Annotated in this window: 26 protein-coding genes; 19 read left to right on the forward strand and 7 right to left on the reverse strand. The window is 62.1% G+C overall.

What is annotated here, in order from left to right; all coding sequences use genetic code 11:
* Positions 1 to 46: 46 nt before the first annotated feature.
* From AC4P1R_RS17155 to AC4P1R_RS17225, 15 genes are all read left to right on the forward strand, one after another.
* Positions 47 to 1,012, forward strand: a complete 966-nt coding sequence (locus tag AC4P1R_RS17155; protein WP_492178866.1) for a TRAP transporter substrate-binding protein — start codon at positions 47 to 49, stop codon at positions 1,010 to 1,012.
* Positions 1,013 to 1,145: 133 nt separating this feature from the next.
* Positions 1,146 to 1,667 (forward strand): TRAP transporter small permease, encoded by a 522-nt coding sequence (locus tag AC4P1R_RS17160; RefSeq protein WP_069461188.1) that lies wholly within the window; start codon positions 1,146 to 1,148, stop codon positions 1,665 to 1,667.
* Positions 1,668 to 1,670: 3 nt separating this feature from the next.
* Positions 1,671 to 2,951, forward strand: coding sequence for a TRAP transporter large permease (locus AC4P1R_RS17165; RefSeq protein WP_069461187.1), 1,281 nt, complete (start codon positions 1,671 to 1,673; stop codon positions 2,949 to 2,951).
* A gap of 9 nt (positions 2,952 to 2,960) precedes the next feature.
* Complete coding sequence (locus AC4P1R_RS17170) at positions 2,961 to 3,284, forward strand: cupin domain-containing protein (protein WP_069461186.1); 324 nt, start codon at positions 2,961 to 2,963, stop codon at positions 3,282 to 3,284.
* A 16-nt stretch (positions 3,285 to 3,300) separates the two neighbouring features.
* Complete coding sequence (gene kduI, locus AC4P1R_RS17175) at positions 3,301 to 4,122, forward strand: 5-dehydro-4-deoxy-D-glucuronate isomerase (RefSeq protein ID WP_492178338.1); 822 nt, start codon at positions 3,301 to 3,303, stop codon at positions 4,120 to 4,122.
* On the forward strand, positions 4,119 to 4,865 hold the full coding sequence (kduD, locus tag AC4P1R_RS17180; RefSeq protein WP_492178339.1) for a 2-dehydro-3-deoxy-D-gluconate 5-dehydrogenase KduD: 747 nt from the start codon (positions 4,119 to 4,121) through the stop codon (positions 4,863 to 4,865). Before kduI ends, kduD begins: the two co-directional genes overlap by 4 nt.
* Positions 4,843 to 6,303, forward strand: coding sequence for a mannitol dehydrogenase family protein (locus AC4P1R_RS17185; protein ID WP_492178868.1), 1,461 nt, complete (start codon positions 4,843 to 4,845; stop codon positions 6,301 to 6,303). Before kduD ends, AC4P1R_RS17185 begins: the two co-directional genes overlap by 23 nt.
* Complete coding sequence (uxuA, locus tag AC4P1R_RS17190; protein WP_492178340.1) at positions 6,296 to 7,489, forward strand: mannonate dehydratase; 1,194 nt, start codon at positions 6,296 to 6,298, stop codon at positions 7,487 to 7,489. Before AC4P1R_RS17185 ends, uxuA begins: the two co-directional genes overlap by 8 nt.
* 190 nt (positions 7,490 to 7,679) lie before the next feature.
* On the forward strand, positions 7,680 to 8,600 hold the full coding sequence (locus AC4P1R_RS17195; RefSeq protein ID WP_069461181.1) for a LysR family transcriptional regulator: 921 nt from the start codon (positions 7,680 to 7,682) through the stop codon (positions 8,598 to 8,600).
* Between the two features lie 155 nt (positions 8,601 to 8,755).
* Positions 8,756 to 9,751, forward strand: a complete 996-nt coding sequence (locus tag AC4P1R_RS17200) for a Bug family tripartite tricarboxylate transporter substrate binding protein (protein WP_492178341.1) — start codon at positions 8,756 to 8,758, stop codon at positions 9,749 to 9,751.
* 77 nt (positions 9,752 to 9,828) lie between these two features.
* The gene (locus AC4P1R_RS17205) at positions 9,829 to 10,347 is read left to right on the forward strand and encodes a tripartite tricarboxylate transporter TctB family protein (protein WP_192803800.1); all 519 of its coding nucleotides are present in this window, start codon (positions 9,829 to 9,831) and stop codon (positions 10,345 to 10,347) included.
* Between the two features lie 3 nt (positions 10,348 to 10,350).
* Entirely contained in the window at positions 10,351 to 11,865 is a 1,515-nt protein-coding gene (locus AC4P1R_RS17210; RefSeq protein WP_492178342.1) for a tripartite tricarboxylate transporter permease, read from the forward strand.
* Between the two features lie 21 nt (positions 11,866 to 11,886).
* Positions 11,887 to 12,747, forward strand: coding sequence for a shikimate dehydrogenase family protein (locus AC4P1R_RS17215; RefSeq protein ID WP_492178343.1), 861 nt, complete (start codon positions 11,887 to 11,889; stop codon positions 12,745 to 12,747).
* Positions 12,744 to 14,651, forward strand: coding sequence for a bifunctional sugar phosphate isomerase/epimerase/4-hydroxyphenylpyruvate dioxygenase family protein (locus AC4P1R_RS17220; protein ID WP_492178344.1), 1,908 nt, complete (start codon positions 12,744 to 12,746; stop codon positions 14,649 to 14,651). The genes AC4P1R_RS17215 and AC4P1R_RS17220 overlap by 4 nt, the downstream gene beginning before the upstream one ends.
* A gap of 118 nt (positions 14,652 to 14,769) precedes the next feature.
* The gene (locus AC4P1R_RS17225; RefSeq protein ID WP_492178345.1) at positions 14,770 to 15,204 is read left to right on the forward strand and encodes an OsmC family protein; all 435 of its coding nucleotides are present in this window, start codon (positions 14,770 to 14,772) and stop codon (positions 15,202 to 15,204) included.
* Between the two features lie 398 nt (positions 15,205 to 15,602).
* On the opposite strand, the gene AC4P1R_RS17230 is transcribed toward AC4P1R_RS17225, so the two are convergent.
* From AC4P1R_RS17230 to AC4P1R_RS17260, 7 genes are all read right to left on the reverse strand, one after another.
* The gene (locus AC4P1R_RS17230) at positions 15,603 to 16,112 is read right to left on the reverse strand and encodes a hypothetical protein (RefSeq protein WP_492178346.1); all 510 of its coding nucleotides are present in this window, start codon (positions 16,110 to 16,112) and stop codon (positions 15,603 to 15,605) included.
* A 45-nt stretch (positions 16,113 to 16,157) separates the two neighbouring features.
* Entirely contained in the window at positions 16,158 to 17,066 is a 909-nt protein-coding gene (locus AC4P1R_RS17235; RefSeq protein WP_492178347.1) for a hypothetical protein, read from the reverse strand.
* An 89-nt stretch (positions 17,067 to 17,155) separates the two neighbouring features.
* Positions 17,156 to 17,464 carry a Fic/DOC family N-terminal domain-containing protein gene (locus tag AC4P1R_RS17240; RefSeq protein WP_492178869.1) on the reverse strand — a complete coding sequence of 103 codons (309 nt, stop codon included), beginning with the start codon at positions 17,462 to 17,464 and terminating at the stop codon, positions 17,156 to 17,158.
* Positions 17,465 to 17,862: 398 nt separating this feature from the next.
* The gene (locus AC4P1R_RS17245) at positions 17,863 to 18,402 is read right to left on the reverse strand and encodes an SRPBCC family protein (RefSeq protein WP_225192575.1); all 540 of its coding nucleotides are present in this window, start codon (positions 18,400 to 18,402) and stop codon (positions 17,863 to 17,865) included.
* A complete protein-coding gene (locus AC4P1R_RS17250) occupies positions 18,399 to 18,767 on the reverse strand; it encodes an ArsR/SmtB family transcription factor (protein WP_492178348.1) in 369 nt (122 codons plus the stop codon). Before AC4P1R_RS17250 ends, AC4P1R_RS17245 begins: the two co-directional genes overlap by 4 nt.
* A gap of 73 nt (positions 18,768 to 18,840) precedes the next feature.
* Entirely contained in the window at positions 18,841 to 20,025 is a 1,185-nt protein-coding gene (locus AC4P1R_RS17255) for a dihydrolipoamide acetyltransferase family protein (RefSeq protein WP_492178349.1), read from the reverse strand.
* Positions 20,026 to 20,027: 2 nt separating this feature from the next.
* The gene (locus tag AC4P1R_RS17260; RefSeq protein WP_492178350.1) at positions 20,028 to 22,106 is read right to left on the reverse strand and encodes an alpha-ketoacid dehydrogenase subunit alpha/beta; all 2,079 of its coding nucleotides are present in this window, start codon (positions 22,104 to 22,106) and stop codon (positions 20,028 to 20,030) included.
* Positions 22,107 to 22,222: 116 nt separating this feature from the next.
* On the opposite strand from AC4P1R_RS17260, the gene AC4P1R_RS17265 reads away from it, so the two are divergent.
* The 4 genes from AC4P1R_RS17265 (at position 22,223) to paaA (ending at position 26,145) form a co-directional block, all read left to right on the forward strand.
* Positions 22,223 to 22,693: an Lrp/AsnC family transcriptional regulator gene (locus AC4P1R_RS17265; protein WP_069460047.1), complete on the forward strand. Its 471-nt coding sequence runs from the start codon at positions 22,223 to 22,225 to the stop codon at positions 22,691 to 22,693.
* Positions 22,694 to 22,727: 34 nt separating this feature from the next.
* Positions 22,728 to 23,636 carry a phenylacetic acid degradation operon negative regulatory protein PaaX gene (gene paaX / locus AC4P1R_RS17270; RefSeq protein ID WP_225192572.1) on the forward strand — a complete coding sequence of 303 codons (909 nt, stop codon included), beginning with the start codon at positions 22,728 to 22,730 and terminating at the stop codon, positions 23,634 to 23,636.
* Positions 23,637 to 23,919: 283 nt separating this feature from the next.
* Complete coding sequence (pcaF, locus tag AC4P1R_RS17275) at positions 23,920 to 25,125, forward strand: 3-oxoadipyl-CoA thiolase (protein ID WP_492178351.1); 1,206 nt, start codon at positions 23,920 to 23,922, stop codon at positions 25,123 to 25,125.
* Positions 25,126 to 25,140: 15 nt separating this feature from the next.
* On the forward strand, positions 25,141 to 26,145 hold the full coding sequence (gene paaA, locus AC4P1R_RS17280) for a 1,2-phenylacetyl-CoA epoxidase subunit PaaA (protein WP_225192570.1): 1,005 nt from the start codon (positions 25,141 to 25,143) through the stop codon (positions 26,143 to 26,145).
* Positions 26,146 to 26,155: the final 10 nt, after the last annotated feature.

Here is a 26,155-nt window from a genome sequence, read left to right on the forward strand (position 1 = left end):
ATTTCAACAGGGAGGAATTGAAATGACGTTTATGAAGAAGATGAGCATGGCCCTGCTGGCATCCGCCGCCGTGGCGCTTGCTTCGGTTTCGGCTGCGGCCGCCGATCGGGTCCTGCGGTCGTCCGACACGCATCCGGACGGCTATCCGACCGTCGAAGCGGTCAAACAGATGGGCAAGCTGCTGGAGGAAAAGACCGGCGGCCGTCTCGGCATCGAGGTCTTCCATTCCGCGCAGCTCGGCGAGGAAAAGGATACGATCGAACAGACGCAGTTCGGCGTGATCGACATGAACCGCGTCTCGCTCGGACCGTTCAACAACCTCATCGAGGAAACGCAGGTTCCCTCGCTGCCCTACATCTTCCGCTCGGTCGAGCACATGCACAAGGTGATGGACGGGCCGATCGGCGAGGAAATCCTTGCGGCATTCGAAGCGCATGACCTCATCGGTCTCGCCTTCTACGACGGCGGCTCGCGCAGCTTCTACAATTCCCAAAAGCCCGTCAAATCCATCGACGATCTCAAGGGCATGAAGTTCCGCGTGATGCAGTCGGACATGTTCGTCGACATGGTCGGCGCGCTTGGCGCCAATGCCACGCCGATGCCCTATGGCGAAGTGTACTCTTCGATCCAGACGGGCGTGATCGACGGCGCGGAAAACAACTGGCCCTCCTATGACAGCTCCGGCCACTTCGAAGTCGCCAAGCATTACACGCTCGACCAGCACCTGATCGTTCCGGAAGTGCTCGTCATGTCCAAGAAGACCTGGGACGACCTCTCTCCGGAAGACCAGGCTGCCGTGCGCGAGGCTGCCAAGGCCTCGGTGCCCTACATGCGCGAACTCTGGGCGGCGCAGGAGAAGAAGTCGGAAGACAAGATACGCGAGGCCGGTGTCGAAGTCGTCTCCGAGATCGATAAGGGGCCGTTCATCGAGGCGATGAAGCCGGTCTACGAAAAATACGTCAAGTCCGAGAAGCTGAAGGACATGGTGAAGCGCATCCAGGAAACACAGTAACGTGAACTGAGGTCGGGTGGCGAGCGCCCCGACCCCGGTGCCTGCCGCTTTGCCCCTCTCCTCGGGTTAAACCCGTGGAGAGGGGCAATCGACAGGTCAGAGCGGTAGAGCGTCCGTCCGTGGAGACATCCCCTTGCAAAACACCATGAAGAGCGTCGCGCGACTCATGAGCAGCCTCTCCGGGGCCGCACTCTGGATCGCCGGCACCGGTCTCGTCCTGATGACCGTATTCATCGCCGCCCAGGTCTTCTGGCGGTATCTCTTAAACGACAGCCTGACCTGGAGCGAGCCTGCCTCCGTGATGATCATGGGGTGGTTCATCTTCCTCGGCGCTGCCGTCGGCATCCGGGAAGGCTACCATCTCTCTTTCGACATCCTGCTGCACGTGTTGCCGCAGCGGGGCAAGGAGATGCTGCACACGCTCTCGGACATCTTCGTGGCCGCTTTCGGCGGCGGCATGATCCTATATGGCGCGCAACTCGCGATGAAGACGGCGGGCAACAAAATGCCGGGCCTCGGCATTTCCGGCGCCTTCGACTTTCTTCCGATCGTGGCTGGCGGCGTGCTGGTCGTTCTCTTTTCCCTCGAGCGCATCGCCCGGCGCGCGGCAGGCCTTCATACCGCCCGCTTCGGCGAAGCGGAGCAGGAGCACTGACTGATGGAACTCTGGATCCTGTTCGGCACATTCGCCTTTCTGCTGCTCATCGGCACGCCCGTCGCCTTCTGCCTTGGCGTCTCCAGCTTCGCGACCGTGCTTTATCTCGGCCTGCCGCCGGTCATCGTCTTCCAGCGCCTCAATTCCGGCGTATCGGTATTCGCGCTGATGGCGATCCCGTTCTTCATCTATGCCGGCGACCTGATGGTGCGCGGCGATATCGCACGCCGGCTCGTGGCGCTTGCCGGTTCGCTGGTCGGCCATCTTCGCGGAGGGCTCGGCCAGGTGAACATTCTGGCATCGGTCATGTTCGGGGGCGTCTCCGGCTCGGCCGCCGCCGATGCCTCTGCCGTCGGCGGCCTGATGGTGCCGCAGATGAAGGCGCGCGGCTACGGCGTCGACTACGCGGTCAATATCACGGTTGTCGGATCGATCATCGCCCTAATGATCCCGCCGTCGCACAACATGATCATCTATTCGATCTCCGCCGGCGGCAGAATTTCCATCGCCGACCTGTTCACGGCCGGCATCATCCCAGGTCTCCTGCTGGCGCTCTGCCTGATGCTCGCCGCCTGGATCGTCGCGAAACGGCGCGGCTATCCGACGGAAGCGTTCCCCGGCCTGCGGGCAATGGGGCAATTGTTCGTCTCGGCAGTGCCCGGCCTTATCCTGGTCGCGATCATTTTCGGGGGCGTTCGCTCCGGTGTGTTCACGGCCTCGGAATCCTCCAATATCGCCGTCGTTTACGCGCTGCTCGTGACCTTGCTCGTCTATCGCACGCTGAGCTGGGCGGATTTCAAGGAGGCGACCTTCGCGGCGGTGCGCACGACGGCGATGGTATTGATGGTGATCGGCTGTGCGGCGTCCTTCGGCTGGCTTCTCGCTTATCTCAAAGTGCCGACGGCGATGGTTGCGCTGTTGCAGGGCGTCTCCGATAACCCGCTCGTCATCCTGCTGCTGCTGAACATCGTTCTCCTGATCCTCGGCACCTTCATGGACATGTCGCCGCTGATCGTCATCACCACGCCGATCTTCCTGCCGGTCGCAACCGCCTTTGGCGTCGACCCGGTCCATTTCGGGGTGATCCTCATCCTGAACCTGGGCATCGGCCTCTGCACGCCGCCGGTCGGAGCCGTGCTCTTCGTCGGCTGCGCCGTCGGGCGGATACCGATATCGCAGGCGTTGCAGACCATCTGGCCCTTCTACGGCGCTGCGGTGATTGCGCTGCTCCTGGTCACCTATGTTCCGGCGCTCTCGCTCTGGCTGCCCGCGCTGTTCCACTAGGAGACGATCATGCCCCGCTCCTTCGTTCGCATCTATCCCTCGGTAGACGCCGGCAACGGCGTCACCCGCCGCGTCCTCGCCGAGAGCCCCGAGCTCATGGTCGTCGAGTTCCGGTTCGCCAAGGATGGAGCAGGCGCGCTCCACAACCATCCGCACGTGCAGGCGACCTATGTAAAATCCGGCGTCTTCGAATTCACGATCGGGGACGAGGTCGTCCTGGTCAGGGGCGGCGACAGCTTTGTCATCCCGTCTTCGGTGGCGCATGGTTGCCGTGCATTGGAAGAGGGCGTGCTGATCGATACTTTCACGCCGCGTCGCGATGATTTTCTTTGAGTAACAGGAGAAAGACATGCTGAACGTCGAAATCCGCCATGCGATCGACCCGAAAACCGCCAAGGCCTTCGATACGAAAGCATTGCGCGAGAACTTCCACGTCGGCGGCATTTTCCGGGACGGCGAGATCAATCTCATCTACACCCACTACGACCGTATGATCGTCGGTGGCGCCGTCCCTGCCGGCAAGAGCCTCGAGCTCGACCAGGTCAAGCCATGCGGCACGGCCTCGATCCTCGACAGGCGTGAACTGGTCGTCGTCAATATCGGTGCCGAGGGCAGCGTCACGGCCGGAACGGAATACAGGATGGCCAGGGGCGACATGCTCTATCTTGGCATGGGGTCCGGCCCGATCAGCTTTTCCGGCGACGGCCGCTTCTATATCCTCTCCGCGCCCGCGCACCAGACCTATCCGTCGCGGCTCATCAAGATCGACGAGGCCGCCAGCATTTCGCTTGGCGCACAGGAGACTTCGAACGAGCGCACGATTTACCAGTTCGTGCATCCGGAAGTGATGCAATCCTGCCAGCTCGTCGTCGGCATGACCAAGCTGAAGAACGGCTCCGTCTGGAACACGATGCCCGCGCATGTCCATGATCGCCGTATGGAGGCTTATCTCTATTTCGACCTCGCCGACAGCCAGCGGGTCTTCCACATGATGGGCGAGCCCGAGGAAACCCGCCATCTGGTGCTCAAGAACGAAGAGGGGGCGATCTCTCCGCCCTGGTCGATCCATTCGGGAGCAGGGACAGGCTCCTACACCTTTATCTGGGCGATGGCGGGCGACAATGTCGATTACAAGGACGTCGAAATGGTTTCCATGGAGATGCTGAAGTGAGCGACATCTTCTCCCTGCAAGGCAGACGCGCTCTGGTCACCGGTGCCAACACCGGCATTGGCCAGGCGATCGCCCTGTCGTTCGCCCGGGCCGGCGCGGAGGTGATCTGCGCCGGCCGGTCCTCGGTCGAGGAGACGCTGGGTCTGATCACTGAGGCCGGCGGCAAGGCTTCCGGCCTTTCCCTCGACTTGTCCGACCCGATCGCCGGGCAAGTCGTCTTCGCCGAAAACGCCCCGGTCGACATTCTCGTCAACAATGCCGGAATTATCCGGCGGGCGGACTCGGTCGACTTCTCAGAGGCCGACTGGGACGACGTCATGAACGTCAATCTCAAGGCGGTCTTCTTCCTCTGCCAGGCCTTTGCGCGCGCGGTCTTTCAGCGCGGCGGCGGGGGCAAGATCATCAACATCGCCTCGATGCTGTCGTTTCAGGGCGGCATTCGTGTCCCCTCTTACACTGCGTCGAAGAGCGGCGTCGCCGGACTGACGAAGCTTCTCGCCAACGAGTGGGCGGCCAAGGGCATCAACGTCAACGCCATCGCCCCGGGCTATATCGCCACCAGCAACACCGAGGCGCTTCGCGCCGACGAGAGCCGCAACAGGGCCATCCTCGACCGCATTCCTGCCGGTCGCTGGGGCGAGCCCGAGGACATTGGCGGCGCTGCGGTGTTCCTTGCCTCTCCGGCTGCGAAATACGTCCACGGCGCAATCCTCAATGTCGATGGAGGCTGGCTTGCCCGCTGATCGTCCCCGCCTTCGCCGTCCGGACGCGCCGCGCGCCGGCACGGGCATTGTTCATCTCGGCCTCGGCGCCTTCTACCGCGCCCACGGCGCGATCTACATCGCGGAGGCGATGGAAAGATCGGGGGGAGATTGGGGCATCATCGGCGTCAGCCTGGTCCGGCCGGACCAGCGCGACCTGCTCCGTCCGCAGGATTTCGCCTATACCGCGGTCGAACTCGGCCCGGACGGGGAGAAGCCGCAGGTCATATCGGTTATCAACAATGTCCTCGTGGCGCCCGAGGACCCGAAGGCGGTGCTCGACGTCCTGTCGGTCCCGACGACCCGGATCGTCAGCTTGACGGTGACGGAAAAGGGTTATTGCCATGAGCCGTCGACGGGCCGGCTGAACCGGGAGCACCCGGACATCCGCCATGACCTCGCCAATCCGACATCGCCGAGATCTGCGATCGGCTTTCTGGTCCGGGCACTGGAACGCCGGCGGACTGCGGGAACGAGGCCGTTCACCGTACTTTGCTGCGACAACCTGCCGGAAAACGGCCGCGTGGTGCGTGGTATCGTGCTCGAGTTGGCTGGCCTGGTCGACCAGGGGCTCGCCGAATGGATCGCCGCCGAGGTCGCATTCCCCTCGACCATGGTCGACCGCATCGTACCCGCCACCAAGCCGGAGGATATTGAGCGGTTGGCCGAACGGACCGGCGTGCTCGACCTCTCGCCGGTCATGCACGAGCCGTTCCGCCAATGGGTCGTGGAGGACACCTTCGTCGACGGCGTCCGGCCCGATCTCGGCGCGGTCGGTGTGGAACTGGTCGCGGACGTCACGCCCTATGAGCACATGAAACTACGATGCCTCAACGGCACGCATTCGTCTCTCGCCTATCTCGGCTATCTCGCCGGGCATGAGACGATCAGCGACACCGTCGCCGATCCGGTCTTTGCCGCCTTCGTCCGGCACCTCTGGGGCAATGAGATCGTTCCGGTGCTCCACGCGCCGCCTGGCGTGGATCTCGGCGCCTATACCAGTTCGCTGTTCGAGCGATATGCCAATCCGGCCATCCGGCACCGCACTTGGCAGATCGCCATGGATGGATCGCAAAAGCTGCCGCAGCGCATCCTCGGCACGGTCATGGAAAACCTTGCCGCCGGCCGCGTGCCGCAAGGCCTGGTGCTCGCGATTGCCGCCTGGATGCGGTATGTCGGCGGTCTGGACGAAAAGGGCGAGCCGATCGACGTCCGCGACCCACTCGCCGCGGAGCTTAAAGCACTGAGCGACGGTGCAGTTGGCGCCGAGAAGAAAGTTGGAGCCCTGCTCGGCGTCGGCAAGATATTCCCCTCTGAGCTCGCCCGGCACGCTGCATTCCGCGAGCCGCTTATCGAAAGCTATAGGGGGCTCATCGAAAAGGGTGCCCGCGAAATGACGAAGGACGTCACGAATGCTTGAAAGCTGGCGCTGGTACGGTCCCTTTGACAAGATCGCGCTTGCCGAAATCGCCCAGACCGGCGCCTCCGGCATTGTCACCGCCTTGCATGAGATCCCTTACGGCGAGGTCTGGGCCGCGGAGACGATCCGCGCGCGGCAATCCGAAATCGCCGAGAGCGGGCTCGGCCTTCATTGGGCCGTGGTGGAGAGCCTGCCGGTCCACGAGAACATCAAGCGCGGCGATGGCGATCTGACGGCGCTCTTTGCCAATTACCGCCAGTCGCTCGCCAATCTCGCCGCCTGCGGCATCCAGACCGTCTGCTATAATTTCATGCCGCTGCTCGACTGGACCCGAACCCGGCTCGATGCGCCGGTATCGCGCGGCGGCACCTGCCTACGCTTCGAGGCCCACGAGATGGCCGCCTTCGAGGTCCATATGCTAAAGCGCAGGGGCGCGGAAGCCGACTATCCGCCGGAGGTCCTGGAAAAGGCGCGAGCCTGGTACGAGGCTTCCGACGAGAACACGCGGCAAAGGCTGCTCGCCGGCATCATGGCCGGTCTGCCAGGCGCCTACGACCGCTACGATGTCGAGGGGCTGAGACGGGCGCTCGATCGTTACAGGGGCATCGGCCGTGCCGAACTGCAAACCAACTATGCCCGTTTCCTCGCCGAGGTCGTCCCCGCCGCGGAAGAGCTCGGCATGCGGCTCTGCGTTCATCCGGATGATCCGCCGCGCGACATTCTCGGCCTGCCGCGAATCGTCTCGAGCGAGGAGGACGTCGCCTGGGTTCTTGCGCAGCAGCAGGTAAGGGCAAACGGCTTGACGCTCTGCTCAGGCTCGCTCGGTGCCAATCCGGCAAACGACGTTCCCGCGATCGCCCGGCGCTTCGCAGACCGCATCCATTTCGCGCATCTGCGCAATGTCCGAAAGGATCCGGACGGATCGTTCGAGGAGGCGGCGCATCTCGAGGGCGATACCGATATGGTGGCCTTGGTTGCGGTGCTCATTCGCGAGGAGACCCGCCGGCGCGCGGAAGGCCGACCCGACTGGACCATACCATTCCGCCCCGACCACGGCCACGAGCTGTTGAGCGACATCGGTCGCGGCACGCATCCGGGCTATCCCCTGATCGGCCGCATGCGGGGACTTGCGGAATTGCGCGGGATCGTCCGTGCGCTCACCCACGAGCGGACGCATTTCGCCTGAAATTCGTCCATCTCGGCCGCGAATGGCCATTCACTGAAATCGCTTCCGCCGAGGTCGGTTTTCGCGCATCTTGCCGACACCTGCAGCGTCGCTGTCCACGAGCCAAGGTCGCTGTGGCACTTTGAATTGCTGCATGCCGCCTTGGAGTCGATCCAGGCAGACATGCAGTCGGCGAGGGGGGAGGGTTCGCATGACGCTGACGTTGCGACAGATCGAAGTGATCCGGTCTGTCATGGTAGCGGGGACGATCGCGGGCGCTGCGAGGCTGATGAACGTGACCCAGCCCGGCGTCAGCCGTACGATGAAGCACATAGAGAGTTCCCTCGGCATCAAGCTCTTCGTGAAGAAGGCGGGCCGCTATGTGCCGACGAGCGAGGCTCGGGACATTTTCACGCAATTGCAGGAGGTCCATCGCAAGGTCGAGGACCTCCAGGTCTCGATCGGGCAACTCGAGCGTGGCCGCGGCGTCGAGCTTGCGCTCGGCGCGGTGCCCAGCATCGCCAATGTCATGGTGCCGCATGCCGTCGCGGTGCTTAGGCGCCACTATCCCGATATCCTCGTGAACTTCGAAATCCTGAAGATCGAGGAGGCGATTGACTATCTGATGCTGGCACGCGGCGAGGTGGTCGTCATGAGCTATTTCTTCGAGCATCCTTCCATCACTTTCGAGCCGCTGGCCAAGGGTCGACTGGTGTGCATCGCCTCGAAGGATCACCCGATCGCCTCGCGGACCGCCATTTCTCCACGCGAAATCGCCGAACATGCCCTGATCGGCATCGATCCGAAAGACCCCTATGGCGCGATCATGGCCGGCATCTTCGAGCGGGAGAAGTTGGATTACCGGATCTCGATCCGCGCCCGCTTCGGGACGACCGTCTGCGCACTGGTCAAGCAGAACCTCGGTATCGCGGTGATCGACGCCTTCACCGTCGCCGACATGACGGACCAAGGCCTCGCCATTATCCCGATCAGCGAAAAAACGGATTTTCAGACCTATGTGGCGTACCGTTCCGATGCCGCACTCTCGAGCTATGCCGAGAGCTTCGTCACCATGCTGCGCCGTGTGATGGAGGACTACATCCGCAAGGCCCATGGACACGCGAATGCATAACGAAAGAGCATGGATCGCAAAAAAATTGGTATTTGCGTTATGCCGATAAACTTGACAATCATGAATGGACCTTGCCCCACGGCAATGAACAGAACTTCCGCCGATCCGAGGAATGGGCGGCGTGTTCGGTCACCGGCATCCAATGGGAGGAAAACATGCTTGGTAAAATTATGGGGGCGGTCGCCGCCCTAGCGCTTTTCGTCGGCTCGGCGTCGGCTGCCGACTATCCCGAACAGGATATCCAGGGCATCATTCAATGGGGTGCCGGCGGCAGCACCGATCTCGTGATGCGCTCGGTTGCGCCGCATGCCGAAAAAGTGCTCGGCCGCAGCATTGTGATGATCAACAAGACCGGCGGCGTCGGGGCCATCGCCACCCAGTTCGTCGCAAGCCAGCCCTCCGACGGCTACACGCTGCTGATGAGCGCGGAAAACCCCCAGCTTTACAAGGTGATGGGACTGTCCGACCTCGATTACGCCGATTTCTACCCGGTGAACGTGCTCGCCCGCGGTGTTCCGGTGCTCGTCGCCAACAACGACGCGCCCTTCAATACGATCAAGGAACTTGTCGACTACGTGCAAGCCAATCCCGGCAAGGTGAAGATGGGTTCGACCGGCCCCGGCGGCCTTCCCTCGGTCGTGGGTGGCATGATGTCCACCCAGCTCGACTTCAAGGTCACGGCGGTGCCCTTTGACGGAGACGGCCCGGCGCTGACGGCCATGCAGGGCGGCGCGGTCGACTTCATGCCCGCCGTCCTCGGCGCTGCCGCAGAACATGTGAAGGCCGGGCGCATCAAGATCCTCGGTATCTTCGATCTCGAGGCAAGCCCGGTTCTGCCCGATGCAAAGCCGATCGTTGCCGACTATCCGGAGTTCAAGAAGCTCCTGCCCTGGGGGCCGTTCTTCGGCGTTTTCGTCAAGCGCGATACGCCGGACGAGATCAAGGGCAAGCTGGTCGAGGCTTTCAAGACCGGCGCGGAGGCCGCGGAGTTCCAGAAGCTTCTCGACGACCGCGGCTATGTCTCGCTCAACATCTCCGGCGACGAAGCGGACGCTTTCCTGAAGAAGTGGCAGTCGACGACCGCCTGGGTGGTCTATGATGCCGGCATCGCAAAGAAATCCCCGGAAGAATTCGGTATCGCGAAGCCCTGATCAAGAACGGTCCGGCTCGCCGGGCCGTATCCAGGCCCGGCGGGAAGGCCTCCCGCCGGATGGGGAGGAGAAATATCATGCAAGCGCACACAAACAGGCGCCCGGGCGAAATCGCCTTCAACGCCGCCCTGTTCGGCTTCAGCCTGTTCATGTTCTGGCAGGCCTATCAGATTTCCGGCTTCTCGGCCTTGAGTTCCGCCGGAGCCTTTCCGATGGCGATGAGCGCCATCATGATCATCGCTTCGGCTGTCGTTCTTTTCCGCTCGTTGAAGCTTGCCTCTCCCGGCGGTGGCTGGAGCGGCTTCCGGAGCGAAGTCCTGCCGCCGGCTGTCCTGGTCTTCAGTCTCTTCATTCTCGCCTACTCCATCACGCTCAAGTCGCTGGGCTTCCTCCTGGCCTCCTTCCTGTTCCTGCTGGTATCGATCTGGTACCTGGAGCGGGGTCGGATCGGCCGGACGCTTCTATTGACCGTCGCTTCGATCACGGGCGTCTATGTCATCTTCCGCGTGGTTTTTCAGGTCGTGCTGCCGGAGGGCATCATTCCCGAACGCGCGATCCTCGCGGCACTCGGTGATTTCTTTGCGGGGAGCAAATAAGCCATGATGGACGCGCTCTCCTATCTCTTCGCTTCCTGGCTGCAGCCGGAGTTGCTGGCGCTCACGGCCGTCGGCACCGCAGCGGGCATTTATATCGGAGCCATTCCGGGACTGTCCGTCACCATGGCGGTGTCCATCCTGATCTCCTTCACCTTCGGCTGGGAGGTCAATCACGCGCTGGCGCTGATGAACGGCATCTTCATGGGTGGCGTCTATGGCGGTTCTCGCACCGCCATCCTGCTTAATATACCGGGCGCGCCGGCGGCGATCGCCACCGCGCTCGACGGCTATCCGATGGCGAAGAAGGGCGAGGCCGGGAACGCCATTGGCCTTTCCACGGTCATGTCCTTCTTTGGCGGCTTCGTCGGCATCATCGTCTTGGCGGCGGGTGCCCCGGTCGTCAGCGAATTCGCGATCCTGTTCCAACCGCGCGACTATATGCTGCTCGCCGTCATGGGTATCCTGCTCGTCGGCTCCTTGTCGGGCGAGAGCCTCGCCAAGGGCATCTTCGCCGGCGCGTTCGGCATGCTGCTCGGCACAGTCGGCCTCGATCCGATGACCGCGGAACAGCGCTTCACATTCGGTTCGGTCGAACTGATGAACGGTATTTCCCCGGTCGCGCTGATGATCGGCCTCTTCGGCGTCTCCGAGGCGCTGCTGCAGCTTCACAACCTGCACCTGGCCGCGGTCAAGCAGAAGGTGGACAAGATCATCCCATCGTTCTCCGATCTCAAGAAATATCTGCCGCTCAGCCTGCAAACCTCGGCGATCGGGGTCATTATCGGCGCGCTACCGGGCACCGGCGGCGACATTGCCGCGCTGATGGCCTATGATCATGCGAAGAGGGTGACCAAGGATCCCGAAGTGCCCTTCGGCCAGGGAGCCAAGGAAGGGCTGGTGGCTCCTGAATCGGCCAACAACGCGGCCGTCGGCGGTGCCTATATCCCGATGCTGACGCTTGGCATCCCGGGCGATGCGGTAACCGCTGTCATCATCGGCGCGCTCTTCATCCACGGCCTCAATCCGGGTCCGCTCCTGCTCATCGAAAAGCCGGACATGTTCTGGTTCACGGTCGGTAACCTGACGCTCGCCAACATCTTCATGCTGATCTTCGGCCTGACCGGCATCAGGATCTTTACGAAGATCATCGAGTGCCCCAAGGGGGTACTCTTCCCGCTCATCCTGCTCTTGAGCGTGGTCGGCGCCTATTCGATCAACAACTCGCTGTCGGATGTCTGGTGGATGCTCGGCTTCGGCGTGCTCGGCTACTTCATGAAGCTCTATGGTTATCAGGTCGGTCCCGTCGTGCTCGGCATCATCCTGAGCCGCCTCATGGACGATAATTGGCGCCGCGCGATCATCTCGGACCAGGAAAGTCTGCCGACCTTCTTCTATGGCATGGTCACGAGCCCGCTTTCGGCGGTCCTGTTCCTTGCCATCGTTCTCATCCTCCTCAGCCAAACGCCGGTGTGGAAGGCGATCAAGATGCATGCGTCTCCGCGCCTCGGCAGGAGCTGAGGGCAACACAAGGCAGAAGCTATGTCGGACGCAACCATTCGGCTCGGTCTCATCGGCGACAATATCGCCCGCTCGCAGTCGCCGCGGCTGCATGTTGCGGCCGGCAGGCTCTGCGGGCTCGACGTGACCTATGAGCGGCTGATCCCCGCCGATCGCGGCGAGGATTTCGAGACGGTTTTCGATCGCTGCCTCACCGGGGGGGTCCGGGGGATCAACATCACCTATCCCTACAAGGAGCGCGTCGTTCCGCTGCTTGATGTGCGGGATCCCGCGATCGCCGCGATCGGTGCCTGCAACACGGTGGTTTTCGACAGCACTCCGCCTTCAGGTCACAACACCGACTATACCGGTTTCGTGAGTGCCTTCCGGGAGGCATTCCCCGGCGCAACACCCGGTACGGTTGCCATGGCCGGAGCCGGCGGTGTCGGCAAGGCGGTCGCCTTCGGGCTTGCGGCGCTCGGCTGCAAGCGACTGCTGATCTTCGATCGCGATCGGGCGAAGGCAGAGGCGCTCACCTCCTCTCTTGAAGCCGCGACCGTCGAGATGCCGGTCGAAATCGTTCCCTCGATCGAAGAGGCGGTGGTCGCGGCCGACGGTCTCGTCAATTGCACGCCACTCGGCATGGTCGGCTATGCGGGAACCGCCATTCCAAACGCCCTGATCGGGCGCCAGCGCTGGGCATTCGACGCCGTCTACACGCCGGTCGAGACGGAGTTTCTCCGCGATGCGCACGCGGCGGGCCTTTCGATCATCAGCGGCTACGAACTCTTCTTTCACCAGGGTGTCGACGCCTTCCGCCATTTCACCGGTACCGAGGTCGATGCCGCGGCTCTGCGCGCAGTTCTGGCCGGGCCGGAACCGGAAGCGAGGATATCGGCATGAAGACCTCGATCGCCACCGTCTCCATCAGCGGCACGCTTCAGGAAAAACTCGCCGCCGTCGCGGCGGCGGGCTTCGACGGTGTCGAGATCTTCGAGAATGATTTTCTGACCCATGACGGATCGCCGGCCGAAGTCGGGAAGATGGTCCGCGATCACGGTCTGGAGGTCACGCTCTTTCAGCCGTTCCGTGACTTCGAGGGCATGCCGGAGCCGCATCGGTCCCGCGCCTTCGATCGGGCCGAACGGAAGTTCGATGTGATGCAGGAACTCGGCACCGACCTGATGCTGGTGTGCTCCAATGTTTCGCCGCTTGCGATCGGCGGCATCGACCGGGCGGCCGAAGACCTGCGCGAGCTCGGCGAGCGCGCGGCACGGCGCGGTCTGCGCGTCGGCTATGAAGCGCTCGCCTGGGGCTGTCACGTTAGCGACCACCGCGATGCCTGGGAAATCGTGCGCCGCGCCGACCATCCGAGTATCGGCCTGATCCTCGACAGCTTCCACACCTTTGCCCGCAAGATCGACGTCAACTCGATCCGCTCGATCCCCGGCGACAAGATCTTCATCGTGCAGCTCGCAGATGCACCGCTGATCGACATGGATCTGCTCTATTGGAGCCGCCATTTCCGCAACATGCCGGGGGAAGGCGATCTTGCTGTCACAGACTTCATGCGGGCAGTCGTCGCCACCGGCTATGCCGGCGCGATCTCCCTCGAAATCTTCAACGACCAGTTCCGTGGCGGATCGGCCAAGGCGATCGCCGAAGACGGGCATCGCTCGCTCATCTATCTCATGGACCAGGTCAAGCGGGCCGAACCGGAAGCCAATGTGGCGCTGCCGAATATGCCGGACCGGGCGAATGTCCTCGGCGTCGAATTCATCGAGTTCGCAACCGATGACGACGAAGCGGCAGAACTCGACGCCGTGCTCGCCACCATGGGCTTTATCCCGGCAGCCCGACACCGAAGCAAGGCGGTGACGCTCTGGCGGCAGGTGCCGGGGAAGGGTGGCATCAACATCGTCGTCAATGCGGAGCAGGAGGGCTTCGCCCATTCCGCCTACCTTGTCCACGGCACCTGCGCCTATGCAATGGGCCTGAAGGTGGACAATGCCGCGGCGGCGGTCGAGCGCGCCAAGGCGCTCGGTGCGGAACCCTTCGAGCAGCGGCGCTCATCGGCGGATGTCGCCATGCCGGCCATTCGCGGCGTCGGCGGCGGGCTCATCTATTTCGTCGATGATGTCGGCGAGACTGCGCGCATCTGGGAGGCCGAATTCGACGCGCTTCCCGAGGCCGATTGTCCGGCGGGAGCCGGCCTCGTCGCCATCGACCACGTGGCGCAAACGATGAAGGCGGAAGAGATGCTGTCGTGGCTGCTCTTCTACACCGCCATCTTCAAGACCATGAAATCGCCGATGGTCGATATTGTCGATCCATCGGGCCTGGTCCGCAGCCAGGTCGTCGATAACGAGCAGGGCTCGCTACGTGTGACGATGAACGGCGCCGAAAACCGCAACACTTTCGCGGGTCATTTCATCGCCGAGAGTTTCGGCCCCGGCATTCAGCACCTCGCATTCGCCACGACGGACATTTTTGCAACCGCTGCGGCGCTCAAGCAGACGGGCTTCCGGCCATTGTCGATTTCGCGCAATTATTATGACGATATCGAAGCTCGCTTCGGCCTCGACCCCGCCTTCACCGATCGTCTGCGCTTAGAGAACATTCTTTACGACCGCGACGAGAAGGGCGAGTTCTTCCAGCTCTATGGACCGACCTTCGGCGAAGGTTTCTTCTTCGAGATCGTCGAGCGCCGCGGCGGGTACCGCGGCTATGGTGCCGGCAATGCGCCGTTCCGCATTGCCGCGCAGAAGCGCTCGCTCCGACCCGCGGGGATGCCGCTCATCGGGTAACACCGGTGACTCAGGCGCGCTCGACCACGATGAGGAAAAGCGTGCACAGCGGTCGAATCGTGCAGATTCTGACCCTCGCCCGAACTATTATGGGGCGCCAGACGGTTGGAGGTGAGCTATGAAGGCACGCGTAAAATGGGTTGAGGATCGAACGTTCCTCGGTCAGTCTGAGAGCGGCCACAATGTCGTGCTCGGTACAGCCTTTGGACCCGAGGGGCAGAAGCCGGGGCCGAGCCCGATGGAATTGGTGCTGATCGGCACGGGAGGCTGCTCGGCCTATGATGTGATCCACATCCTCGAAAAGGGCCGCGAGGCGATCGAGGATTGCGTCGTCGAGATCGACGCGGATCGGGCAGAGCAGGAGCCGAAGGTCTTCACCCGCATCCATATGCATTTCGTCGTGAAGGGACGAAATCTGGCGAGGCACAAGGTCGCGCGAGCCATCGGATTGTCGCTCGAGAAATATTGCTCGGCTTCGGCGATGCTCGCCAAGACGGCGGCAATCACCCATGACTTCGAGGTGGTCGACACTGCCGGGACGGCGGCGACCTGAAGCGCCGCCGCCGCGCTGCGCATTTGCGGATTCCTGCAGCATTGCGCGTCCTTTCAGGCGCACAAAGCTCGATGGGCTAAGCCTGATTTTCATCTGTGGTTGAATTGGCTTCATCTGAGTGGAGACGCCGACCAATTGATTTAGCAGACCAAATCCGTGCCCGGGTTCGAACGGCCAAGCCTATACTATACCAGTCGCTGTGGTGCCCGGCCGACACTCCTGTCCCTTGCGATTCAGGAGGGCGGCCGAACGGCAACATCGTCGTCAACAACGCGATATATGTACGAAGGCCAGCGAGGCCTCAAAGAATAACATGGGAGAAAGCGCCGGAGTTTTTAGCAAACCGGTCTCCAGCGGAAATGGGGTGGCGGAATGAGCACAAGTGCGGAAAACTGCCGCTAACGGCCCTTTCGCCGAGCATCGAAAACATAGGCGAGGAACATCAGAACTACGATGAATATGGCTGCCAGAAGGGATTGACCTTGCAGTGGTTTGGTGCCCACGACCACGTCGGTTGGGCCGGACGCTTGGCTTACGGAAACGGCAATTCCCCAACCAATGGTCGCGACGAGAGTTGCCCCTGCTGCTGCGATAAATGCGTTGCGCATTAGATTCATCGCATTAAACAGAAAAACCGCAACGATGATCGATGCAATAATCCCCGATACTACCGACGCCAATGCCATCTGTGTGACGGTCAGCCAGCCTGGTGGCAGGATATTGATGAGCAGCGCGAAGCTGAGGATGCCTGTAACCACGAACGTGACGGAACAAGGTATAAGCAAGCCAGGGTTCCCTTGTGGTGGTTTGTCGCCACCGGAACCTCGCAATTTCAGGAAAAATCTGGCGATACGCGCCCGAAAACGCGTATCCTCTGGACGTGGTGTTATAAGGCCGACCTTTGCCATTAATGAACGATAGCTGTGACAAGGCCCGGTTTATCAAGACGCATGTTAGGACTCCTCTTTTTGCGTTCGCGAATTAACCTCACGCATGAGCCGATCCTCGAACTCTTTCAAAATAGGCAAAGTTCGAAAAAAGACAAGATCCTTGTCCACCTTTATCCTAGTCAGGACATCTTTTATGTCCTCTGTGGAGAAAAGATGGCTACTCGCTACGTACTGCCCCGTCCAGAACCCAACTTGATCCTCAGCTTTGATCAGGCTCGCGCAGCAAATACCGTTGTAGTAAACACCGTCAACAGACGGATCGACAAGCCGCGCCTGCTCGAACAGTTCGAAAGCTACCTCCGTGTTCCACAGTCTCATGGCGCTCAGTCCCTTGATCACCAATATCCAAGCGTGGAGCAAGGTCGATGTATAGTTTTTTCTTCTCGAAGTGAGTTCCTTCAAGGCGTCATCGGAGGCCTCGTAGGCCTCTAGGTGACGTCCCGTTCTGTAATACGCGACACCAAGGGCATGCAGGATATAACTCTTGGCCGATTGGTCCACGTGCTTCCACGCCTCCTTATCCAGCACATGATCGGAAATCGCCTCAATAGCCTCACTGTCTCTCTCCTCCGAGATGCTCGTGTGGGCCCGTAAAAACCATCGGGGATACTTCTTCTCAAACTTGTCTTGGTACTGCGAAAGCTTGAGTTCCCTTTGCTGTCTCTCGTAATTCGCTCGAAGAGACTCGGCTCGCGCAAGCCTCTCCGCTTCGGTACCCAATACTTCTTCGTCGATGCTTTTCATCAATTCCGACATTTTACTGAGGGTTTGGTCGTTTGGTTGATTCTCACCATCGCGCAGGCGCTTCAGCGTTTTGGGAGTGACGCCCAGCTTGTCCGCCAGCACTTGAGGTGGCGCGCCATCGAACTTCGAAAAGAACCGCGTGACGATGGGATTCATTCTGCCTGCCATTATTCGGTCCTTATTTCGTGTCTTCGGTACGATGATATAGAACACGAAATGTGGCAAACTCTAAATATTCGTAGAGCGCGAGTGATGTCTTAGAGGTCGATGCCCTTGATCGTTCGGCAAACTTCGATTGCCATTGCGGTCGAGACTAGTCTCTCCTTGAGCATCTGCAATCCCTGGTGCAGCGCCGTGCGGTGGCGTAAAGCCTCCTTCGTTGCGGCATCAGGAGGACTTCCGCCCTCGCCCGCGAAGCGGAACAGCCGGTCCGACGCCGTGACGATGTTCTCGATTTCCGAGCTCGCCTGCGCTTCGAGCAAAGGAATTGAGTTGATCAGCGCCGTCTGGTTCGGAATGAGCTCGCCGGAAACCTTGAGTTCGGCCACAGCTGTACGGGCGGTGATGCAAGCTTTCGTTCGCCCGGGTTGTAGCTGACCGCTTCTGTCGTGGCGGAAAAAAACCTGCCGCCGACTTCACGTCACAGGCAGGTTTAAGTCGGACGCGGCCAATAGGCGCTGTCCCGGATGCGATGGGAGGAAACTCGCATCGACTGAAATCCCTATAGTCGATGTCTGCCCAAAAACGAAAGCAAGTTTGAAATTTGCCTCTCTCGTGTGCGGCGGTAACGACCAGGTTATGTGTAATGACTTACCGCTTGGGTGGCTTGATCGTCGTCGCCAGCCGTCGTCGTCTTGGTGCAGCGGATGCGGTTCGACAGGCAGGCCACCAGCGGCAAGCCACTCTTCGGTGTTCCGGTTTGTGGGGGCTTCATCTCTCCTTTTGAGCTAGCTGATGCCTGTGATCACGCCGGCAGCCGCTGGTCATATTCCTTGTGCAGCCGGCTCCAACCTTCCCAGAATGGTTCCGGCTCGGTACCGGCGACGCGCGCGACCAGGATATCGAGATGCATGTGCCAGCCCGCGCTGATTTTGAGTCCGGTTGCCCGATCGGGCAGGCGCCGATGGATCACGGTCAGCAGCGAACCGTTGCCCTTGGGCTCGAGCTCGAAAGACACTTCACCGTCGCCATTGGCTCCCCAGGCGATAGAGAGCTTGCGCGGCGGATCGATCTCGATGATCCGGCTCTGCATCCGGTGCTCCTCGGGAAAGCCCGTCGGTCGCTGACTGGGCGGATTGGTGAGCTCGTCGTTTCGCCAGACGAATTCAAACGGCGCACCGACTTTCATCTCCATCGGTCCGGCCGCCAGCCATTGGCGGCGCAGGTCGCTCTCGGTGAGATAGGCCCAGACGCGCTCGATGGTGGCAGGCAGAAAGCGCTGAATCTTCAAAGTCGTCGGTTCGATCAGCGTGCCATAGGCATCCAGGGTTACGAGTTCCGTCATTTTTCATCTCCTTTTCCGGGGCTTGGGGATTTACCTGCGTTCTCCTCGCGGAGAAGCTGTTCGAGCAGGTCGAGACGACCGCTCCAGAACTGCTCGTAGAAGCTCAGCCACTGGTGGGCGCTCGCAAGCGGCCCGGGCTCCAGACGGCACAAGTGCGTGCGGCCGCGCACCTCACGGCGAATCAGGCCGGCATTCTCGAGAACCTTGATGTGCTTCGAGGCCGCTGCGAGCGAAATCGCGAACGGTTCCGCGAGTTCGCTGACCGTTCGCTCGCCACGGCTGAGGTCCCGCAGCATCCGCCGACGCGTGGCGTCGCCAAGAGCATGAAAGACGGAATTCATCCGATGTGCTTCAAATTCAACCATGTGGTTGAATATAGGCGCATGAGCAGAGATAGTCAACCATGTGGTTGAATGATTTAATTTCGGGCGAATGCGATCAGCCGGACCAGCTTTCGAGCGCCTGAACGAAATGCGTCAGCCAGGAATTGGTTTGGTGCGCGTCGAGTGAGCGGTGGTCTATGGTCAGCGACACATAGGCCATTGGCCGGATCTGGATGGTGTCGACGCCGTCGACTTCGCGAACGACCACGCGCTTTTCCAATTTTCCAACACCGAGAATCGCCGATTGCGGTTGGTTGATGATGACGGGGGCCGCCAGCAATGAACCGGAGACGCCGTGGTTGGAGATGGTGAAGGTGCCGCCTTTCACGTCGGCGCGTTCAAGCGCGTTCGCGCGAGCGCGCGCCGTCAGATCCTGCAGCTTGCCGGCAATCTCGGAAAGAGAGAGATGTTGCGCCCGGTGGACCACCGGAACGATGAGGCCTTTCTCCCCAAGAGCGGTGCCGATGCCGATATTGACGTCTTCGAAAATTTCCAGCGCATCGTCGTGCCAGCGACTGTTGACCTCCGGGACCGCTCGCATGGCGGCGACTGAGGCCGAAACAATATAGGCGGTGTAGGTAAGATTGACGCCCTCGGCCGCGAACTTCGCCTTGTGCTCGTTGCGGTGGCGCATGACCGCGGAAAAGTCGGCTTCGAACACGGCCGTCACATGCGGTGCGGTCGCCATGGACTGCTGCATGTGGGCGGCAATCGCTGTGCGCATGTCGCTGTGCGCAACGCGACGCGAAGGGGGCGTGCCCGCGCCGCCGGGCGAAGCGGGCTCAGGCGTTCGGCGCGCCGACATTGCCGCAAACGCCCGGTCCATATCCGCCCGGGTGACGCGGCCGTGCCGGCCGGTGCCGGCAATGGTCGTCGGATTGAGACCATATGTCTGCGCCGCATGCCGTACGGCGGGCGAGAAATGCCGCTCGTCTTCGGTGCCGGACGATGTTTCCGTTGAGGCGGTTGCGGATACGGCAGCCTGCCTTGGTCGCGGCTCGGCGCCCTCGATGCGGCCGAGGATGGCACCTGGCGTGGCGCTGTCGCCGTTCTCCATGAGGATTTCCGCCAACACGCCATCGGCCGGGGCCGCGACTTCCTGGGTCACCTTGTCTGTTTCGAGTTCGACCAGCGGATCGCCCGAGTTCACGCTCTCCCCGAGCTTCTTGAGCCAGTTGCGCACGACCGCCTTTGTGCCTTCCTGCTCGAGAGGGGCGTTGACATCGATGAGTTGCCCCATGCTCAATACTCCAGTAGGTCGGTGATCTTCTGGCGGATGCGCTCGGTCGAGGGCACCGCCCAGTCGAGTAGAACCGGGTTGTGGGGGCTTGGAATGTCCGGCATGGTCAGCCGGGAAACCGGGGCGTCCAGGTCGATGAAGGCTTCGTCCGCAACCGTGGCGGCGATTTCCGCGCCAAAGCCGCCCGTGCCCAGGTCCTCGTGCACGATCAGGCAACGGCGGGTGCGCCTGACGGAAGAAAGGACGGCCTCGCTGTCCCAGGGCATCAGCGTCCGGAGATCGATCACGTCGGCTGACAGCCCCTCCGCGGCCTCCTCGCAGCGGGGCACCATGGCACCCCAGGCAATGATTGTGATGTCCTTGCCGCGTCGTGTGAACTTCGCCTTGCCGAACGGCAGTGCGAAGGCGTCGCCCGGATAGGGGCGCCGCGCCCAGGGATGGTCGAGCATGGCACGGTGCTCGAAGAAAATCACCGGATCATTGCCGCGCAATGCGCTGCGCAGGAGCCCGACCGCGTCCTCGGCATTGGACGGGACCGCAACCTTCCAGCCAGGCTGATGCACGAAGGCGACCTCATTCGTCTGGCTGTGCCAGGGGTCTCCGCATTTGAAGTAGCCGCCCGGCATGCGGAGCACGATCGGTGCGGCGAAACGATTGTTCGTCCGCCAGCGCATCGTACCGCAATCATTGATCTGTTCGATGGCAGGCTCCGCATATTTGCGGAACTGGATCTCGGGGACGGGAACGAGGCCGGCAAGCGCCATGCCGACCGCACGGCCGACAATGCCCTCCTCGGAAAGAGATGTGTCGAAAACGCGGGCGTCTCCGTATTTTTCCTGCAGGCCGAGCGTTACGCCATGGACGCCACCCTTGACGCCGATGTCCTCGCCAAACAGCACGACCCGCTCGTTGATCGACATCTCGTGATCGAGCGTGCGCCGGATTGCCGTCGCCATGTTGATCCGCTGGCCGTCACTCTTGGGTGTATCGCTCGTCTCGGGCGCCCGGTAGCCGGCACAATGCTGGCCGCCCATGGCTTGCATCGCGCCTTCGAAGAAGACGTTACGGGTGACGGTTTCGGGGTCCGCGATCGGCCGGGACTCGGCCTCGATGCGCGCCTGTTCTGCGGCCGCCTTTGCAGCCTCCACGGCCTCGTTCCATTCCACCTCGCTGACGACCGCCGGTACGAGGTAATCCTTCAGCCGCGGCAGGGGATCCCGCGCCCACTCGCTTTCGACGAGCGCTTCGCTCTTGTAGGCCTGCGTGTCCTGGAAGCTGTGTCCCTCGAGTCGCGGCACCTTAAGGCGCAAGAGGACAGGCATCCGTTCGTCACGTACCAGGTCCACCGCATCCCGCGTCAGCCGTGCGGCCGCTTCCGGATCGCAGCCGTCACCGTCGAGAACGGTCAGGTTCTTCCAGGCGGCCAGATTGGCGGCGATGTTGCCCTTGGGTGTCTGGAAGTCCGAGGGAACCGAGATGCCGAAGCCGTTGTCTTCGATATAGAAGAGCATCGGTAGTCGTTGCGTGGTGGCGACGGTCAGCGCCGACCAGAAGCCATTGGACGCCACCGAGCCATCGCCGCCGAGGACGACGGCGATGGCGCTATCGTAGTCGCGAGCCTTGAGCTGCTTGCTGAAATAGGTGATCGCCTGCGCCCATCCGGCCGTCGGCGTATATTGCGAGCCGACCCCGCCGCACATCGGCAGAGCCGAGGCACCGTGGGGATTTGGGTAGTTGAAGACGACGCCGATGTCGCGGCCGTCGGAATAGCCTCCCGCGCGCGCCATGGCCGAACCGAGCGCATCGGCGGGATCGACGCCCAATGACAGAAGCAGCGGGCGCGAGCGATAATAGCCGCAGGCCGCGTCGTGCCGTTCCGTCAGGTTCAGGCCCAAGAGGATCTGGGCCAGGTCATGGCCGCGGGCGGAGAACTGATAGAGGATCTTCTTTTCCGGGACGAGACGCTCTTCCTCCATCTCGTCAAGTTCGCGAGACAGAAGCATGAGATGGACGACCCGTCTCCAGTCGATGCTCTCATCCGGTGCGTTCCGCCGATCGTGTTTCAGCGCTGGCTGGCCCATCATCACTCCTCCAAAAGCCTTGAGTGGAAGAATAACCCGTCGCCGGTGCAAATCGGTTTCAATCTTGTGTGTTTTTCGATAGCAATTGATCAATCCATTTCCTTTTCGGGAGGATCGTGAAGAGTATGTTCAATCTTGATGTGGTTGACCGAAAAATTCTCAGGATACTCCAGGAGCAGGCGGATATCAGCCATGCCGCGCTTGCCGAGGCCGTCGGCGCCTCGCCGGCATCCTGCTGGCGGCGCATCAAGGCCCTGGACACGGCAGGCGTGCTCGGCAGGACCGTCCGGCTCGTCAATCCCCAGATGGTCGGGCGAGGCCTAACTGTGTTCTGCCAGGTGCGGATGAAGTCCCACGATGCCGCCGCGCGGCAAAATTTCGAGCGCTTCGTGGAGAGCCACGAAGAGGTGCTGGAATGCTGTTCCATGTCGGGGGACTGGGATTATCTCCTACGCGTCGTCGTCGCGGATGTCGCCGATTACGAGCGACTGTTGATGCGCGGCATTCTCACGCACGAGGCCGTCGCGCATTCGTCCTCCCATTTTGCGCTGAAGAGTGTGAAATATTCCACTGCCATTCCGGTGTGACGGCATGGATCGGGACCGGGGAGAGGGCGGCCGGATGCAGCAAGACAAGTCGGCGCGGGCCGGTACCGAGCTCGTAGCGGCAATACTGGACGGGACGCCGTTGAGGGCGGCGAGCTTCATCGTCACCATCTATGGCGATGTCGTGGAGCCGCGCGGCGGCGCCATCTGGATCGGCAATATCATCGAAGTCTGCGCCGGCGTCGGCATCAGCGAGACGCTGGTCCGCACTGCCGTCTCCCGTCTCGTCGCCGCCGGGCGGCTCGCCGGAGAGCGGGAGGGGCGGCGCAGCTTCTATCGGCTCACCGAGGCGGCCCGGAGCGAATTCGCGGCCGCCGCGCGGGTGCTGTTCGGTCCGCCGGAAGAAACGGCCTGGCACTTCGTGCAGTTGGTGGGGTCCGCGTCCGAAGAGCGTATGCAGATGCTCGAGCGATCCGGCCATGCGCGGCTCGGTCCGCGGCTTGCCGTCGGGGTCAGGCCGTTCCCTCTCTCGATCATGCCTGCGGTCGTCTTCCGCGCGGACGTGGCCGAAGGCGCGGGTGAACTCGGCGCCTTTGCCGCGGAGTGTTGGGATCTGGAGCCGCACGCGGAGGCCTATAAGAGATTTCTCCAGCGCTTCGACCCGCTCGCCGATTTCGTCGAGGCGGGCGGAACCCTGGCGTCTGCCGACTGCCTTACGGCCCGACTCCTGCTCGTGCACCAGTTCCGCCTGGAGGCCCTGCGCGATCCGCGTCTGCCGGCCGAGGTTCTTCCGCCCGGCTGGCCGGGGGCAGAGGCGCGACGCCTGTTTGCCCGGCTTTATTGCAGCCTGTCGCCGCAAGCCGACCTGCATGTCGCGCGGAACTTCATTACGGCTACAGGCTCGCTTCCAATGGCCTGCGACGCGACGTCCCGCCGGCTTGCGATGCTGTGCGACAAGGAGGCAGCCCCCGAGGGATCGCGCTGAAGGGCCGCAGCCTGGCTGGCGCGCAACATGGGAGCGAACCACCAGAACGGCCAGCGGATCGTCAACGATGCTGGCGTAGCAGTCGGGAGTGCGCCATCAAACTGCTTCGGGTCGTTATTCGCCTTATGGTGACGTTGTGTGTATCGACGCTTGGCGAGCTTCTTCGCCAATACATCACAAAAATATCCGCAAATGCCGTTGATCTGTGACATGTCCTGCGCTATATAACTAACCGGGCGGTCGGTTAATGAAAGATGTCGACGGCCAAATCGGGAGGAGTTGCATGTCCGGAGCCTTCATTTGCGATGCAGTGCGCACACCCGTTGGCCGATATGGCGGAGCGCTATCTTCCGTGCGAGCCGATGACCTCGCCGCCGCACCGTTGACTGCGCTGATGGAGCGCAACCCCCAAGTCCACTGGTCGAAGGTCGATGATGTCATTTACGGCTGCGCCAACCAGGCGGGCGAGGACAATCGCAATGTCGGCCGCATGGCGGTGCTCCTATCCGGCATGCCCGCTTCCGTGCCTGCGACCACGGTCAACCGCCTCTGCGGCTCGGGCATGGACGCCGTCGGCATGGCGGCGAGGGCTATCCGCGCAGGCGATTGCGATCTTGTGATTGCGGGCGGCGTGGAGAGCATGAGCCGCGCGCCCTTCGTGATGCCCAAGGCCGAAAGCGCGTTCTCACGCTCGAACGCGGTCTACGATACGACCATCGGCTGGCGCTTCGTCAACCCGAAACTGAAGGCAGCCTTCGGTGTTGATTCCATGCCGGAGACGGCGGACAATGTGGCTGAGGATTTTGGCGTAAGTCGCGCCGATCAGGATGCCTTCGCCGCCCGCAGCCAGGCGCGCTGGGCCGCGGCTGAGCAAGAAGGCCTCTTTAAAGAGGAACTTGTTCCGGTTCTCGTCCCGCAAAAGAAGGGCGACCCTGTCCTGGTCGATCGCGACGAGCATCCGCGCCCGGGCACGACGATCGAACAGCTCGCGAAGCTCAAAGGGGTCAACGGCCCCGACCGCACGGTGACGGCGGGCAATGCCTCGGGTGTCAACGATGGCGCCGCGGCGCTGCTGGTTGCCAGCGAGGCGGCGATGAAGGCCCAAGGCTTGATGCCGAAGGCGCGCATCGTCGCCATGGCGGCGGCCGGCGTCGAGCCGCGCATCATGGGCATCGGACCGGCGCCAGCAGCGCGGAAGGTGCTCGAACGCGCCGGCTTGTCGATCGGTCAGATGGACGTGATAGAGCTCAATGAAGCCTTTGCCTCGCAGGCCATTGCGGTGTTGCGCGACCTCGGCCTAGCCGACGATGCCGCGCATGTGAACCCGAACGGGGGCGCGATCGCAATCGGCCACCCGCTCGGCATGAGCGGTGCGCGGCTGGTGACGACCGCCACCTATCAGCTTCACCGCCAAGGCGGCCGCTATGCGCTGTGCACGATGTGCATCGGTGTCGGCCAGGGCATCGCCATCATTCTCGAGCGCGTCTGACGGAGGAGAAGGACCATGTATGCTCAAATGGTGAAGACGGACGCTGCCCGCGTCAAAAGCCTCGACGAGATGGACCCTCACGAGCGCGCCTTCCAGGAGCGCATCGACGCAGGGCAGAAGATAGAGCCGAAGGAATGGATGTCCGAAGGCTATCGCAAGACGCTCATCCGCCAGATCAGCCAGCACGCCCATTCGGAGATCGTCGGCCAGCTTCCCGAGGGCAACTGGATCACCCGCGCGCCGACGCTCGAGCGCAAGGCGATCCTGCTTGCCAAGGTGCAGGACGAGGCCGGCCACGGCCTCTATCTCTATTGCGCCGCCGAGACCCTCGGGGTGAGCCGCGACGAGATGTACGAGCAGCTCCACTCCGGCAAGGCAAAATATTCCTCCATCTTCAACTATCCGACGCTCACCTGGGCGGATATCGGCGCGATCGGCTGGCTGGTCGACGGCGCGGCGATTATGAACCAGGTGCCGCTGCAGCGTTGTTCCTACGGCCCTTATGCCCGCGCGATGGTCCGGATCTGCAAGGAGGAGAGCTTCCATCAGCGCCAGGGCTTCGACATCCTGATGAAGATGGTGAAGGGCACGCCCGCCCAGAAGGCGATGGTGCAGGACTCGCTGAACCGTTGGTGGTGGCCGTCCTTGATGATGTTCGGCCCCTCGGACGATGCCTCCGTGCACTCGGCCCAGTCGATGGCCTGGAAGATCAAGCAGAACTCCAACGATGAGCTCAGACAGAAGTTCGTCGACCAGACCGTGCCGCAGGCCGAATATCTCGGTCTCACCGTGCCGGATCCTGACCTCAAATGGAACGAGGAAAAGGGTGGCTACGATTTCGGCGAACCGGACTGGGAGGAGTTCTTCAACGTGATCGCCGGCAACGGCCCCTGCAATGCGGAACGCCTCGACGCCCGCAGACAAGCCTGGAATGACGGCGCCTGGTTCCGCGACGGACTGACGGCCCATGCGGAAAAGGCGGCTGGCCGCCGTGCCGCTGCGAAGATCGCCGCCGAATGAGTTTGGGAGA

It is taken from the genome of Sinorhizobium sp. Y406, from assembly GCF_058732025.1.

What these genes read in the sequence shown, in the direction of transcription:
- AC4P1R_RS17155 (WP_492178866.1), top strand. Translation starts at nt 47, where the DNA reads ATGGCCCTGCTGGCATCCGCCGCCGTGGCGCTTGCTTCGGTTTCGGCT.
- AC4P1R_RS17165 (WP_069461187.1), top strand. Translation starts at nt 1,671, where the DNA reads ATGGAACTCTGGATCCTGTTCGGCACATTCGCCTTTCTGCTGCTCATC.
- AC4P1R_RS17170 (WP_069461186.1), top strand. Translation starts at nt 2,961, where the DNA reads ATGCCCCGCTCCTTCGTTCGCATCTATCCCTCGGTAGACGCCGGCAAC.
- kduI (WP_492178338.1), top strand. Translation starts at nt 3,301, where the DNA reads ATGCTGAACGTCGAAATCCGCCATGCGATCGACCCGAAAACCGCCAAG.
- AC4P1R_RS17185 (WP_492178868.1), top strand. Translation starts at nt 4,843, where the DNA reads ATGGAGGCTGGCTTGCCCGCTGATCGTCCCCGCCTTCGCCGTCCGGAC.
- uxuA (WP_492178340.1), top strand. Translation starts at nt 6,296, where the DNA reads ATGCTTGAAAGCTGGCGCTGGTACGGTCCCTTTGACAAGATCGCGCTT.
- AC4P1R_RS17195 (WP_069461181.1), top strand. Translation starts at nt 7,680, where the DNA reads ATGACGCTGACGTTGCGACAGATCGAAGTGATCCGGTCTGTCATGGTA.
- AC4P1R_RS17200 (WP_492178341.1), top strand. Translation starts at nt 8,756, where the DNA reads ATGCTTGGTAAAATTATGGGGGCGGTCGCCGCCCTAGCGCTTTTCGTC.
- AC4P1R_RS17205 (WP_192803800.1), top strand. Translation starts at nt 9,829, where the DNA reads ATGCAAGCGCACACAAACAGGCGCCCGGGCGAAATCGCCTTCAACGCC.
- AC4P1R_RS17210 (WP_492178342.1), top strand. Translation starts at nt 10,351, where the DNA reads ATGATGGACGCGCTCTCCTATCTCTTCGCTTCCTGGCTGCAGCCGGAG.
- AC4P1R_RS17215 (WP_492178343.1), top strand. Translation starts at nt 11,887, where the DNA reads ATGTCGGACGCAACCATTCGGCTCGGTCTCATCGGCGACAATATCGCC.
- AC4P1R_RS17220 (WP_492178344.1), top strand. Translation starts at nt 12,744, where the DNA reads ATGAAGACCTCGATCGCCACCGTCTCCATCAGCGGCACGCTTCAGGAA.
- AC4P1R_RS17225 (WP_492178345.1), top strand. Translation starts at nt 14,770, where the DNA reads ATGAAGGCACGCGTAAAATGGGTTGAGGATCGAACGTTCCTCGGTCAG.
- AC4P1R_RS17230 (WP_492178346.1), bottom strand. Translation starts at nt 16,112, where the DNA reads ATGGCAAAGGTCGGCCTTATAACACCACGTCCAGAGGATACGCGTTTT.
- AC4P1R_RS17235 (WP_492178347.1), bottom strand. Translation starts at nt 17,066, where the DNA reads ATGGCAGGCAGAATGAATCCCATCGTCACGCGGTTCTTTTCGAAGTTC.
- AC4P1R_RS17245 (WP_225192575.1), bottom strand. Translation starts at nt 18,402, where the DNA reads ATGACGGAACTCGTAACCCTGGATGCCTATGGCACGCTGATCGAACCG.
- AC4P1R_RS17250 (WP_492178348.1), bottom strand. Translation starts at nt 18,767, where the DNA reads ATGGTTGAATTTGAAGCACATCGGATGAATTCCGTCTTTCATGCTCTT.
- AC4P1R_RS17255 (WP_492178349.1), bottom strand. Translation starts at nt 20,025, where the DNA reads ATGGGGCAACTCATCGATGTCAACGCCCCTCTCGAGCAGGAAGGCACA.
- AC4P1R_RS17260 (WP_492178350.1), bottom strand. Translation starts at nt 22,106, where the DNA reads ATGGGCCAGCCAGCGCTGAAACACGATCGGCGGAACGCACCGGATGAG.
- paaX (WP_225192572.1), top strand. Translation starts at nt 22,728, where the DNA reads ATGCAGCAAGACAAGTCGGCGCGGGCCGGTACCGAGCTCGTAGCGGCA.
- pcaF (WP_492178351.1), top strand. Translation starts at nt 23,920, where the DNA reads ATGTCCGGAGCCTTCATTTGCGATGCAGTGCGCACACCCGTTGGCCGA.
- paaA (WP_225192570.1), top strand. Translation starts at nt 25,141, where the DNA reads ATGTATGCTCAAATGGTGAAGACGGACGCTGCCCGCGTCAAAAGCCTC.